The 12,690-nt window shown below is 54.5% G+C and carries 11 protein-coding genes; 3 read left to right on the forward strand and 8 right to left on the reverse strand.

The genetic code is table 11. From position 1 onward, the window contains the following. Nucleotides 1-12 precede the first annotated feature (12 nt). Nucleotides 13-3,882 carry an ATP-dependent RNA helicase HrpA gene (hrpA, locus tag EKL30_RS07565; protein ID WP_126706621.1) on the reverse strand — a complete coding sequence of 1,290 codons (3,870 nt, stop codon included), beginning with the start codon at nucleotides 3,880-3,882 and terminating at the stop codon, nucleotides 13-15. Between the two features lie 81 nt (nucleotides 3,883-3,963). Between hrpA and argA the strand changes: the two genes are divergently transcribed. From argA to EKL30_RS07580, 3 genes are all read left to right on the forward strand, one after another. Further along, nucleotides 3,964-5,322: an amino-acid N-acetyltransferase gene (gene argA / locus EKL30_RS07570; protein WP_126706622.1), complete on the forward strand. Its 1,359-nt coding sequence runs from the start codon at nucleotides 3,964-3,966 to the stop codon at nucleotides 5,320-5,322. A 133-nt stretch (nucleotides 5,323-5,455) separates the two neighbouring features. Beyond that, a complete protein-coding gene (locus EKL30_RS07575; RefSeq protein WP_126706623.1) occupies nucleotides 5,456-6,268 on the forward strand; it encodes a glycosyltransferase family 25 protein in 813 nt (270 codons plus the stop codon). Nucleotides 6,269-6,353: 85 nt separating this feature from the next. Then, nucleotides 6,354-6,626: an oxidative damage protection protein gene (locus EKL30_RS07580; RefSeq protein ID WP_126706624.1), complete on the forward strand. Its 273-nt coding sequence runs from the start codon at nucleotides 6,354-6,356 to the stop codon at nucleotides 6,624-6,626. A gap of 138 nt (nucleotides 6,627-6,764) precedes the next feature. Here the strand turns inward: EKL30_RS07580 and phoU are convergent, their stop codons facing one another. The 7 genes from phoU to EKL30_RS07615 form a co-directional block, all read right to left on the reverse strand. Continuing rightward, nucleotides 6,765-7,490, reverse strand: a complete 726-nt coding sequence (gene phoU / locus EKL30_RS07585) for a phosphate signaling complex protein PhoU (RefSeq protein WP_126706625.1) — start codon at nucleotides 7,488-7,490, stop codon at nucleotides 6,765-6,767. A 154-nt stretch (nucleotides 7,491-7,644) separates the two neighbouring features. Next, nucleotides 7,645-8,328, reverse strand: coding sequence for a ribose-5-phosphate isomerase RpiA (gene rpiA / locus EKL30_RS07590; protein ID WP_126706626.1), 684 nt, complete (start codon nucleotides 8,326-8,328; stop codon nucleotides 7,645-7,647). Nucleotides 8,329-8,353: 25 nt separating this feature from the next. Then, nucleotides 8,354-8,710 carry a Spx/MgsR family RNA polymerase-binding regulatory protein gene (locus EKL30_RS07595; protein WP_126706627.1) on the reverse strand — a complete coding sequence of 119 codons (357 nt, stop codon included), beginning with the start codon at nucleotides 8,708-8,710 and terminating at the stop codon, nucleotides 8,354-8,356. Between the two features lie 14 nt (nucleotides 8,711-8,724). Continuing rightward, nucleotides 8,725-9,528: an ABC transporter permease subunit gene (locus EKL30_RS07600; protein ID WP_126706628.1), complete on the reverse strand. Its 804-nt coding sequence runs from the start codon at nucleotides 9,526-9,528 to the stop codon at nucleotides 8,725-8,727. Further along, on the reverse strand, nucleotides 9,525-10,445 hold the full coding sequence (locus EKL30_RS07605) for an ABC transporter permease subunit (RefSeq protein WP_126706629.1): 921 nt from the start codon (nucleotides 10,443-10,445) through the stop codon (nucleotides 9,525-9,527). Before EKL30_RS07605 ends, EKL30_RS07600 begins: the two co-directional genes overlap by 4 nt. Continuing rightward, nucleotides 10,442-11,572, reverse strand: coding sequence for an ABC transporter ATP-binding protein (locus EKL30_RS07610; protein WP_126706630.1), 1,131 nt, complete (start codon nucleotides 11,570-11,572; stop codon nucleotides 10,442-10,444). The genes EKL30_RS07605 and EKL30_RS07610 overlap by 4 nt, the downstream gene beginning before the upstream one ends. A gap of 2 nt (nucleotides 11,573-11,574) precedes the next feature. Next, complete coding sequence (locus EKL30_RS07615; RefSeq protein WP_370246240.1) at nucleotides 11,575-12,663, reverse strand: polyamine ABC transporter substrate-binding protein; 1,089 nt, start codon at nucleotides 12,661-12,663, stop codon at nucleotides 11,575-11,577. Nucleotides 12,664-12,690 lie beyond the last annotated feature (27 nt).

Raw genomic sequence — 12,690 nt, forward strand, 5'->3', positions numbered from 1 at the left:
CCAGGTCAAGACCTAGCGCAGCATGGTTGACCAGGCTTTTTGTAGGCGTTTGACCGAAACTGGCATAGGGGTTCGGAGCTCTTGGGCGAACAGCGCGACCCTCAACTCTTCAAGCAGCCAACGGAACGCCTCCAGTTGCGCATCGGGCGCGCCTTTGAGCGCGGATACCGCGCGTTGATACTGAGCCAGCAGTGGCGCCATCTCTGCCATGAGTCGTGCGTCTCGTGCCGGATCGGCACGTAGCTTGTCGATCCGTACCTGCGCTGCCTTGAGATAGCGCGCGTAGTGGGTAAGTTGGCGATACGGCGTGTCGCGCAAGAACCATTTGGTCATCAGGCTGCCCTGTTGCTTTTGAATATCGGCATAAGCGGCAGGATGGGGACGGGCCTGCGGTAGCTTCTTCTGTAAAGCCGTCCATTCGGTCAATATCTGGCCTGCCAGACGGGCAATTTCCTGAGCTAATAAACCCAGGCGCAATTTTCCCTCGTTGCGGCGCTGCTCGAAACTTTCTTGGTTATGCGGCCAAGGTTCTGCAAGACAGGCCTGATCCAGCGCACAATCGATGATTTGATCACGCAGCTCTTCCTGAGAACCCAAGGACATGTAGAGCATGCTCATACGTGTCAGATCGGCAATATTTTTTTCCAGAAATTTGACTTGTTCACGCAAGGCGAGGCGAAACAGACGCAACAAGCCAGCATGGTGCTGCACCTGCGCCTCGGCCGGATCGTCATACACGTCCAGGTCGCAATACGTTTGGCGATCGATCAGGGCCGGATAGCCGACAAACGACTGACCTTTCCTCCGGATTTCCATGATTTCGGGCAAAGGGCCAAAAGTCCAGTCGGTCAGCTTTTCATGCGAAAGCGCCTGAGCCACCTGGTTATCGCTCGCGGCAAATTTTTGAAACGAGGCTTGAGCCTCTTTTCCGTGCTCGGCCTTGAGCTGGTCGAGATTGCGTCCACCGGACAGCATCCGGCCGTTCTCATCCACGACCTTGAAATTCATGAATAAGTGGGCGGGCAAGGTTTCCACCTTGAAGTCGCTGCGCAAGGGACGGATCTTGAGTTGCTCCCACATATCGGCCCCTATCGCTTCGAGCAAGCCCCCTTCCGGCTCGGCGGCGCGTTCAAACCACCGATCGACGAATCCAGCGGCATATTCGGGCAATGGAACACAATGGCGACGTATTTTTTGAGGCAGCGACTTGAGCAGCAAATGAACCTTTTCTTTCACCATACCGGGCACCAACCACTCGCAGCGTAAGGGATCGATCTTGTTCAAGGCAAACAACGGAACGGTAAGGGTCACGCCGTCGCGTACCGACCCTGGCTCAAAATGATAATCGAGCGCCATCTGAACGCCCTGCCATTCGACCTTTTTGGGGAAGACATCAGTGGTGATGCCCGCCGCATCATGCCTCATCAGCGCATCACGCGTCAGCATCAAGGCCTGCGCCTGTTCTTTGCTTAAGCGCTTAAACCACTTTTCCAAAGTCACTGTCTGATAGACCTCGGCCGGGATCTGCTGATCGTAGAACGCGTAAATCAGACTATCGTCAACCAGGATATCCGGTCGCCGGGTTTGGTGTTCCAGCTTCTCGATCGTCGCAATCAATTGACGATTATGTTTCAGGAAAGGCAGGTGCGTATCGATTTCGCCTGTGACCAGGGCTTGGCGAATGAACAGCTCGCGCGCTTGTGCCGGATCGACTTTTCCAAAATGAATTCGACGACCGGTGTACACCGGCAACCCATACAAAGTGGCTCGTTCATTGGCCACCACTTGCCCCGCCTTTTTTTCCCAACGAGGATCGGACCACGTGCGGCGAATGAGATGCGCGCCTACTTTTTCCAGCCAGACGGGATCGATGCGAGCAACGCAACGCGCGTATAGCCGAGTCGTTTCCACCAGTTCGGCAGCCACTATCCAGCGCCCCGCCTTCTTGACCAGCCGGGAGCCCGGATGAATGTTGAAACGGATATCTCGGGCGCCTTGATAGGCTCCCGACTCTTCGCTTTTCAGGCCTATATTGCCCAGCAGCCCCGAGAGCAGAGCAACATGAGTCTGTTCGTACGTTGCTTCCAGCGTATTCATCCGCCAGCCCTGTTCTCCGACGATGGACGCAAGCTGACTATGAACGTCCCGCCACTCACGCAGGCGCAATGGCGACAGAAAATTCTGCCGCAATAAAGCAACCAGCTTGCGCTGCGATGCTTTGTGTTCGACCTGCTCGTTGTACCAACGCCAGAGTTTCAAGTACGAGACGAATTCCGATTTGTCATCGCCGAACTTGGCGTGAGCCGCTTCGGAAGCCTCGCGCTCCTGCATGGGGCGATCACGCGGGTCTTGGACCGACAATGCCGATGCAATGATAAGGATCTCATTCAGGCATTCGTGGTCTTTGGCGGCAAGAATCATGCGCGCCAGACGAGGATCCACAGGCAATCGAGCCAGCGATTCGCCCGTTGCGGTCAGACGGTTGTCTTCGTCCAATGCGCCCAATTCCTGCAGCAGATGATAGCCATCGGCAATAGCGCGTCCCGAAGGAGCGTCGACAAAAGGAAACGTCTCGATATCGTCCAGCTTCAGTGCTTTCATGCGCAAGATGACTGACGCCAGAGACGAGCGCAAGACTTCAGGATCCGTAAAAGCGGCTCGAGCCTTAAAGTCGGTTTCGTCGTACAAACGAATACACATGCCCGGGCCAATACGGCCACAACGGCCAGCACGTTGATTTGCGGACGCCTGGCTGATAGGCTCGATGCGAAGTTGTTCTACCTTGTTGCGCCAGGAGTATCGTTTAACGCGTGCCAGACCGCTATCCACGACATAGCGAATCCCTGGAACCGTAAGAGAAGTCTCCGCGACATTGGTGGCCAGCACAATGCGCCGGGCATTGCTTTGAGGCTTGAAGATCCTTTCTTGTTCCGATTGAGAAAGCCGTGCATATAAGGGAAGCACCTCGGTGCTGATGGGGTGGTTCTTGCGCAACGCCTCGACGGTTTCGCGGATTTCCCGCTCGCCAGGCAGAAAAACCAGGACATCGCCGACGCCGTGGCGCGCGCACTCGGCCACGCCTTCCACGATGGCATCGATCAGGTCGCGCTCTTCGTCGACGGTGGCCCGCCGGCTGTCCGATTCAGCGCCGGCTTCTTTGTCCTGCAAGACGGGGCGATAAACCAGCTCGACGGGATAAAGGCGACCCGACACCTCGATAACCGGCGCCGGGCGGCCGTTGTCGGCAAAATGCTGCGAGAAGCGGTCAGCGTCAATGGTGGCTGAAGTAATGATCAACTTCAAATCACGTCGTTTGGGCAGCAACTGCTTCAGGAATCCCAGCAGAAAATCGATATTCAGACTGCGTTCGTGCGCTTCGTCAATGATGATCGTATCGTAACGTCGCAGCAAAGGATCTCGCTGCGATTCCGCCAGCAAAATGCCGTCAGTCATCAGCTTGATCGCCGCGTTTGGCCCTGTGCGATCATTGAAGCGTATCTGATACCCCACCCAGTCGCCGAGCTCGGTTTTCAGTTCTTCGGCAATCCGTTTGGCAACCGACGTAGCCGCCAGCCTGCGCGGTTGGGTGTGGCCTATCATTTTTTCCTGGCCACGACCGAGCTCCAAACATATCTTGGGTAACTGCGTCGTTTTTCCGGACCCCGTCTCGCCGCACACAATTACCACCTGATGTGCCTTGATGGCGGCCGCGATATCGCCCCGGCGAGCGCTGACTGGCAAGTCTTCTGGGTAGACTATGGGTGGCAAGGCACGCCGTGGCTCGACCTGGCGCTGCGGTCGCCGTTCGGCCCGCACCGGCTTAGCGGGCTTGGCATTGCGTTCTTTGTGTTCGTTTTCCGACAGATTTGCAGGCTCTTGCATGAAACTTCTTTCGAGTGGGCAGACCATCATTATAATTTTGGTCCAGGCATAAACATTTTTTGCGGGAACATTAAACTACTCATGACCACCAGCGACATCGACACAACCTTATCCGCGCAGGATGCACCCGAGTTTGCCCCGGCGCAGTTTGTGCGATGGTTTCGCGAAGTAGCGCCCTATGTGCACGACTTTCGCGGTAAAACTTTTGTCATAGCTTTTGGCGGCGAGCTTGTTAACGACGGTGCGCTCAATACACTGATACAAGACATCTCGCTATTGTCGGCGCTGGGCGTAAAGCTGGTATTGGTGCATGGCTCACGCCCCCAGGTAAACGAACAGCTCAAACTAAAAGGCTTCGACACCCAGTTCGGACGCGGAACGGAGCCCACCAGCCCGGAAGCCCTTGAATGCGCCAAGGAAGCCGCCGGAGAAATTCGGCTGGACATCGAAGCTTCTTTTAGCCAAGGCTTGCCCAACACGCCGATGTCGCACGCACAGATCCGCGTGATTTCCGGTAATTTCGTCACAGCGCGACCTGTTGGCGTCATTGACGGCGTTGATTTCAGGCACACAGGCGCAGTGCGCAAGCTGGACATCGATGCCATCAAGATGATCATTCACCAAGGGGCCATAGTACTGCTTTCTCCGCTAGGGTTTTCGCCGACGGGCGAGGCGTTCAGCCTGGCCATGGAGGATCTCGCCACCAGCGCTGCCGTTGCACTGCGCGCTGAAAAACTGATCTTCCTGACACAAGACAGAACGGTGCATGATGCCGATGGATCGGTCGACACCGAACTCGCACGCGAAGATGCCGACAAATTATTGACAGCAGGCACGCTCGACGAGGATACCGCATCTTTCCTGGGCCATGCTTCCCGTGCTGTAAAACGCGGCGTTGCCCGAGCCCATCTGGTTCCCTATACGCTCGATGGCAGCGTATTGCTCGAGATTTTTACTCACGACGGCGTGGGCACGATGGTGGTAGAAGATACCCTTGACGACTTACGGGCGGCCACGGTCGACGACGTAGGGGCAATCGTGCAATTGATCGAACCGCTTGAGGCCGACGGCACGCTTGTGCCGCGCGGGCGTTCGGTTATCGAGCGAGACGTTGAAAAATTCACCGTCCTGGAACATGACGGTGTCATATACGGCTGCGTGGCACTGATCCCTTATCTTTCAGAACACATGGCCGAGATGGCATGCCTGATTGTCCAGCCCGAATGGCAAGGATCTGGCGAAGGCGACATGCTCCTGCGCCATGCCGAATCAAAGGCGCGGACAATGGGGGCGAAACGCTTATTCGTGCTAACGACGCGTACATCGCACTGGTTCATGAAGCGAGGTTTCGTCCAGGGGGGAATTTCCGACCTCCCTAAAGAGCGACAAGCGCATTACAACCGTTCCCGCAATAGCCTGGTATTTATAAAAAAACTGTAATACGGAACAGCGCCTGGGGCAGAGGTTCTCGCACGCGTCGGTAAGCAGTAACCCGCGCCGTATCATTTGGATTCACTTTTAACATTTTATTCCGTAAAATGTAAAATTAAATCTACCTGAAGCACGTACCCCTATGCCGAGCGAACTCCCCGCCATTCACGTTGTCAGCTTGCCGGGTCTTCCCGAGCGTCGGCATTTCATGCAAGACCAGCTCGATAAATTAGGCATCGTGCACTATAAATTCTTCGATGCTATTCATGGGAAGGCGCAGCCCGATCATTATCTATTCCAAAAATACGACGCCGTCGAGCGTGCCCGTATCAAAGGCAAGGGCAATGCGCTGAAGTTATCGCAATTAGGATGCTTTGCGAGCCATTACCTGTTGTGGGAGAAATGTGTCCAGTCCGGCCAGCCCATTATTATCCTGGAAGACGATGCCATCCTGATGCCTAACTTCATGAATTTCTATGAAGCGTCTCCGCAAATGTTGCGCAAACACGGCCTGATATGGATGCATGCCAGCACCAAGCCCAAGCATAAACAAGGCTGGCCGCTTGAGCGCATTGGTGCGTTTACCCTGAAAAAGCTTGTGCATGGCCATTCAGGCACAGCGGGCTACCTGATCAGCCCAGACTGCGCACGCGCCATGATGGGCTACTGTTCTCAGTGGATTTACGCAGTTGACGACACAATGGCACGCTTTTTTCATCACAAAATCGAAGCCATCGGTTTGGACCCGGTGTGTGTGGTGCATAACGACGACTTTGAATCCACGATCAACGAACAAGCAGCCCGACTGGAAAGAACAGTGTGCGATAGGGCTCGGCGCGAATATGCCAATCTGAAAGACGCCATAAAAAGAACCATCCATAACATTCTGTTCTACGTGAAATATAAACCAGCACGCAACTTTCAAAAGCCTATCATTGGACCACTGAAGGGCTGACCTAAGCTATTGTCGGCGCAGCCAAGCCAAGCCGGACTAGGTACAATGGGCCTGTTAGATAACCTGTTAAAGAGGCAAGACTGTCATGGCACGTATGGTTCAATGTGTGAAGCTCAAGCGCGAGGCCGAAGGCCTGGAATACCCACCGTATCCCGGAGACCTGGGCGTGCGTATTTGGCAAAGCGTTTCGAAAGAGGCCTGGGCCCAGTGGATGGACACACAAACTCGCCTGGTAAACGAAAATCGCTTGAATCTGGCCGATGCCAGGGCTCGCAAGTACCTGGCGCAACAAATGGAAAGCTTTCTGTTCGAAGACGCCAATGTTGAAGCCCAGGGCTACGTACCGCCGTCGGAATAACGCAGCACGCAAAAATCAGGCCCTGCATCACGGCTAAACGGACGGTGCCTGCGCGCTGCGCGCCTGCACCGTCCGTTAGATTTGGGTTGGTACCGCGCCCAATGCGAGAAACACTTCAGGCGCCATTACGGGCTGTTCTTACACTTCGCTTTCCTGGTCTTCGACCTCACCGCGCGCCATGCGTTCAGTGTGCTTGATACCCGTATGTCGAACGTCGTCGCCGCGCACCATGTAGATGACGCGTTCCGACATATTTTTGGCATGATCCCCAATGCGTTCCAGCGCGCGCGCGATAAAGATCAAATCGATCGAGCGTGAAATTGTCCGCGGATCTTCGATCATGTAAGTGATGATATGGCGCAATGAGCCCTTCCATTCTTTGTCGACTTCCTTGTCGTTACGTACGACCTGGGCTGCGTGCACAGGATCGTGGCGCGCGAATGCGTCGAGAGAATCGCGAATCATGGCAGTAACGAAATTCGACATATGTCGCAATTCGACCACCGGTTCGTAATGGACTTCAGACTCATGCAGACGCCGTGCCATCTTGGCGATTTTTTCAGCCTCGTCGCCACAGCGCTCCATATCGGTAAGCATTTTGGAAACGGAAAGCAGCAAGCGCAAATCGCCGGCAGTAGGTTGATTGCGGGCGATAAGCAGGCCGATCCGTTCATCGATTTCGACCTCGAGACGGTTAACCTCTTTCTCGCGTTCGCGAACCTTGTCGACCAGGCTGAGATCGCCGGTGGCGAGGGCTTCCATACCCTCTTTGACCATAGCTTCGACCAATCCGCCCATTTGCAGAAAAAGGGAACGAGTGGTCTCGAGGTCGGATGTAAATTGCTTGTTCGTGTGCTCGGACATATCAGCCCTCAGTCATGGCAAAAGTCGATAAAAGAATAGGGTAGCACCATAGTTCGATAATGTGTAATTACTATGGATCGGCGGTGTTGCAGCGCAAAGCCACGATCAGGGCCATGATCGCAAGCTGGAAGAGTACACGTCTAATATGACGCGATTATGACGATGCTTTGCCAAGACGGCGCACGCCATCCTGAGTCGAAACAAGAGCGACATCGGCGCCGGCGATTGCAAAAAGCCCGCAACTTACTACGCCGGGGATATCGTTGATCAAGGACTCTAGTTCGGCCGGTTTGGTAATGGAAAAATCCGATACGTCAAGGATCTCGCAGGCGTTATCAGTGATGAAGCCATCGCGTAGAACAGGCCTGCCCCCCAGCGATGCGAGCCGTCTAGCGACGACCGCACGCGCCATGGGGATGACCTCTACGGGAAGCGGGAATTTCCCTAGACAGTCAACGAGCTTGGATTCATCGACGATGCAAACAAACTGATTCGCCACGGACGCCACGATTTTTTCCCTGGTCAGAGCCCCTCCCCCGCCCTTGATCATGTTTAATTCATGATCAATTTCGTCGGCGCCGTCGACGTACAAGGGCATTTCCGCTACTTGATTTAGATCGAATACGTTAATTCCGTGTGCTTTCATACGTGCGGAGCTGCGCTCTGAACTTGACGCAGCGCCAAGAAAGCGATCTTTATACGGAGCAATGGCATCGATAAAAATATCTACCGTAGAGCCCGTACCGACGCCGAGAATGGTGTCCGACTCAAGAAAAGGAAGTACATATTCGACGGCCGCGTCGGCCACATTCTGTTTGAGTTCTGCCTGTGTAAGCATGTAGTCGATCCTAAAGTCTTTTTAGCTAAGCGAAGAGTTCGCTGTATTTCTTCTCGGAGAACCCCACACTGACGTCGCCGTCGCCGGTGACGGCGAGGGGACGTCGAATCAATGCGGGAAACTCTGCGATCAGTGTCTGCCACTGACCGTCGTCTGACGGGGATTTTCGAATGTCAGGAAGCTGGCGCCAGGTCATAGAGGCCCTGTTGACCAATTTTTCCCAACCGCCCAGCTTTTCTGCCCACGCGGCTAGCTGCATGCCAGCTATCGGGTGGTCACGGTAATCGGTAAAGGAAAATTCGACGCCACGCTGTTCGAGCCAGTTCCTGGCCTTTAGACATGTACTGCATTTTTTCAAACCATACAGCCGCACTTCTTCCATTGAACAAGCTTCCTTTACTGAGACTGCCTGCGCCATTGCAGATGGTTGACGACGACGACAATTATGCCGACGGCAAGCATGAACAAGGTCGCCAGAGCGTTGATTTCAGGCTTCAAACCTAGCCGTACCCTGGAGAAAACTTCCAGAGGAAGTGTAGTGTAGCCCGGGCCGGAAAGGAATGAAGCGATGACCACATCGTCCAAGGACAGTGTAAAGGCAAGCAGCCAGGCGGCAAGCAGAGCCGGGGCAATCAAAGGCAGCGTAATGGTGAAAAATACCTTTAATGGGGTCGCCCCCAAGTCTAGCGCTGCTTCTTCCAAAGAACGATCCAAGTCGCGGATACGGGCCTGAATGATGACGGCAACATACGCCATGCAAAGGGTGACGTGCCCTACCCAAATCGTGAAAATGCCATTGCCCGCCGGCCAGCCGAAGATCTCACTGAGCTCAACAAACATGAGTAACAGCGAAATACCAAGGACCACCTCCGGAATGACCAAAGGCGCACTCAGCATGCCGATATATAGGGCAAAGCCACGGAAGCGTCCCATTCGTACCAATACATACCCGGCCCAAGTCCCAATAATTACAGCTGCCGTAGCCGTAAGCGCCGCTATCAGGAAGGACAATCTTGCCGCCGACAGCAACGCCTGATCATTGAAGAGCTCGGCGTACCATCTGAACGAAAAGCCCGACCAGGAAGTCATCATGGCGGACTCGTTAAACGAGAATGCCATCAGGCATAGGATAGGCACATACAAAAACGCGTAGCCTAGCGCCAGCACAAGGGCGCGTAACGTGGCGTTCGGGCGTGTCATCGCTTCCCCCTGTCTTGCGCGTCTAGTTGCTTCGCCTGGTTGTACTGGAACAAAACCAGCGGTATCAAGAGCATGAGAACCATGACGCAGGTGACAGCAGCGGCCATTGGCCAATCTGCATTATTGAAGAATTCGGTCCACATGACACGGCCCATCATCAAGGTATTTGCGCCGCCGAGCATTTCGGGGATCACGTATTCCCCCACTGAAGGAATAAACACCAACATTGCTCCGGCAATTACCCCGGGCATCGACATAGGCAGGGTTACGCTAAGAAAGGCGCGCCAGGGGCGCGCGCCTAAATCGTAGGCGGCTTCAAGCAAGCGAAGGTCAAATTTGACCAGACTGGCATACAACGGTAATACGAAGAAAGGCAAATAGGCATACACGAGCCCGATATACACCGCCATATCGGTCCGGTAGATTTCTAAGGGAGCATCGATTAATCCCAGCCACTGCAGAAGCTGGTTCAACAATCCATCGTTACGCAAAATGCCGACCCAGGCATACACTCGCAACAATAAAGATGTCCAGAATGGCAGGATGACGCCCAGCAGAAGAATATTGCGTATCGAGGGCCGCGAGCGGGCAATATAGTAGGCCATCGGATATCCGATCAGGATGCAGCATATCGTCGTGATCGCTGCGATCTTAATGGAATTCAGATAGGTGGCAATGTAAAGGCTATCGCTGAATAGCAAGGCGTAGCCGCGCAGATTCAATGCCAGCGAAAGGGTTTGATCCTTTATTTCAGCCAGTGGTGTGTACGGTGGAATCCCGAACTTCAAATCTGCGAAACTGATTTTCAGGACCAGAATGAACGGAACCAGTAGAAACAGTGCCAACCACAGAAAAGGCGGGATTATCGCCAGCGTCTTTGTGCGAGGCAGAGCACGCTGCCATGTAAGCCGATTCATGATGGCAGAACGGTGGCGCTGTCGTTCGACCAGCTGATAAACACTTCCTCGTCCAGCGCCGGAGATTCAGTCTGCGCCAGCACCAAGCTGGGGACGGTGGCCTCGACTAGCGCGCCCGAATCGAGGCGGACCTGATAGCGTGCATAACTTCCCATCCACGCCACGTGACTGACCATGCCGCGGCCCCAGTTAGCGTCCGATTCAGGTTGATCTCGCAATACCCGGATGTGCTCGGGCCTGACCGATACATGCACCTCCATTCCCAATGGTTCGCTGACGCCATGACTAACATACAGCGGGCGCGCAAGGTCAGTGCTCTCGATCAACACATGATCCGCCTCATCGACCACTATGGTTCCAGTAAAGAGGTTGGTGGACCCGATAAAGCCCGCCACGAAACGTGAGTTGGGGAAAGTATAAACGTCGTGAGGCGTGCCGCACTGAACGATCTGGCCTTCCGACATGACCGCCAGGCGATGCGCCATAGTCATGGCCTCTTCCTGGTCGTGGGTGACCATAATGCAAGTGACGCCCACCTGATCCAGGATTCTGGCCAGTTCGATCTGTGTTTTCTGGCGTATTTGCTTATCGAGGGCCGACATGGGCTCATCAAGAAGCAGCAGCTTGGGTTTCTTCACGAGACTGCGTGCCAGAGCCACGCGTTGCTGCTGCCCGCCTGAAAGCTGTTGGGGTTTGCGGCGTGCATAACCGCCCATCTGGACGAGATCCAGCGCCTCGAAGACGCGCTCATGGATTTCATTCTTGGGCACACCTTCTTGTTTGAGGCCAAACGCCACATTGGCCTCGACTGTCATGTGCGGAAAAAGCGCATATGACTGAAACATCATATTCACTGGACGCCGATATGGCGGTAGGCTCGTGATGTCTTCGTTGTCGAGAAATATCCGACCCGACGTCACTTCCTCGAAGCCGGCCAGCATACGCAGCAAGGTGGATTTGCCGCAACCAGAACTGCCCAGCAAGGCAAATACCTCGTGTCGGCGCACCGAAAGGTTGACTGAATTTACCGCGACAGTGTCGCCGAAAATCTTGACGACTTCTTCGATGCGAACGAACTCGTCAGCGGCTCCCGACCAGGAAGGCGCAACAGGGCGCAAATCCGACATGGCTAGCGTCCCGATTTGAGTTCGGCCCACATGCGCGTTTGCAGGCGCTGAACAGGCAATGGTTGAGGCTTGATCACGTACAGCGACTTTGCGACCTCGGGCGGTGGGTAGATCATGGGATTATCGGCGACATCTTTGATCACATACTTGCGCGCTTCTTTGTTCGCATTCGGATAGAACATCGTGTTGGTGATGGCAGCATGCACCTGCGGAGTCTCGATGTAATTGATGAAAGCATGCGCTTCTTCGACATTGGCGGCACCTTTAGGTATCGCCATCGTATCGAACCAGGCCGGAGCACCGTTCTTCGGGATGTAGTAATCGATAGCGTAGGCCTTGTTCGCTTCGCGGGCACGATGGCGCGCAATCATTACGTCACCAGAAAAGCCATACACCATACATAAATCGCCACCCGCCAATTCATCGATATATCCAGACGAACTGAACTGCCGGATATACGGCCTTATTGTCTTCAACAGCTGAAGCGCTTCTTTGTAGTCTTCGGGCCGGCTACTGTTGGGATCCTTACCAAGGTAATGAAGAGCCGCAGGAAACACTTGCGCCGCCTCGTCGAGCACGGAAATACCGCAGGCTTTCAGCTTTGCGGCATTCTCGGGCTTGAAGAGCATGTCCCAGCTTCCTAGGGGCGCATCCTGGCCCATAAGCTCTTGGACTTTATTGACGTTATAACCCAGTCCATTGGTGCCATATCCCCATGGCACCAAGTACTGGTTGCCCGGATCGACCGTTGCGACCAGATCCATGATGGCAGGATCCAGGTACTTCCAATTGGGAATCTTTGTCTTGTCGAGCTTCTGAAACAAGCCGCCTTCGATCTGGCGAGCCGCATAGTGGGTAGACGGCACCACCACGTCGTAGCCAGATTTGCCTGTCAGCAATTTAGCCTGAAGAGTATCGTTACTGTCGTAAACGTCGTAGCGGATCTTGATTCCCGTTGCTTGCTGAAAGCCGGATATCGTGTCAGGAGCGGTATATTCCGCCCAATTGTAGACATTCACGACTTTGCCTTGCGCCCAAATCGACGACATCGCAGCCATGAGCGCCGTGCCCAGCATCAGTCGTTTCGCCATGCTGATTTTCATTGCGAGCCCCCCAGA

This window comes from Candidimonas sp. SYP-B2681 (assembly GCF_003971065.1).
Classification (GTDB): domain Bacteria; phylum Pseudomonadota; class Gammaproteobacteria; order Burkholderiales; family Burkholderiaceae_B; genus Pollutimonas.

Excerpts from the sequence above, each read along its gene's own strand:
- EKL30_RS07580 (WP_126706624.1), top strand. The coding sequence starts at position 6,354 with ATGGCACGTATGGTTCAATGTGTGAAGCTCAAGCGCGAGGCCGAAGGC.
- rpiA (WP_126706626.1), bottom strand. The coding sequence starts at position 8,328 with ATGCTTACACAGGCAGAACTCAAACAGAATGTGGCCGACGCGGCCGTC.
- hrpA (WP_126706621.1), bottom strand. The coding sequence starts at position 3,882 with ATGCAAGAGCCTGCAAATCTGTCGGAAAACGAACACAAAGAACGCAAT.
- EKL30_RS07605 (WP_126706629.1), bottom strand. The coding sequence starts at position 10,445 with ATGAATCGGCTTACATGGCAGCGTGCTCTGCCTCGCACAAAGACGCTG.
- EKL30_RS07610 (WP_126706630.1), bottom strand. The coding sequence starts at position 11,572 with ATGTCGGATTTGCGCCCTGTTGCGCCTTCCTGGTCGGGAGCCGCTGAC.
- EKL30_RS07575 (WP_126706623.1), top strand. The coding sequence starts at position 5,456 with ATGCCGAGCGAACTCCCCGCCATTCACGTTGTCAGCTTGCCGGGTCTT.
- phoU (WP_126706625.1), bottom strand. The coding sequence starts at position 7,490 with ATGTCCGAGCACACGAACAAGCAATTTACATCCGACCTCGAGACCACT.
- argA (WP_126706622.1), top strand. The coding sequence starts at position 3,964 with ATGACCACCAGCGACATCGACACAACCTTATCCGCGCAGGATGCACCC.
- EKL30_RS07595 (WP_126706627.1), bottom strand. The coding sequence starts at position 8,710 with ATGGAAGAAGTGCGGCTGTATGGTTTGAAAAAATGCAGTACATGTCTA.
- EKL30_RS07600 (WP_126706628.1), bottom strand. The coding sequence starts at position 9,528 with ATGACACGCCCGAACGCCACGTTACGCGCCCTTGTGCTGGCGCTAGGC.
- EKL30_RS07615 (WP_370246240.1), bottom strand. The coding sequence starts at position 12,663 with ATGGCGAAACGACTGATGCTGGGCACGGCGCTCATGGCTGCGATGTCG.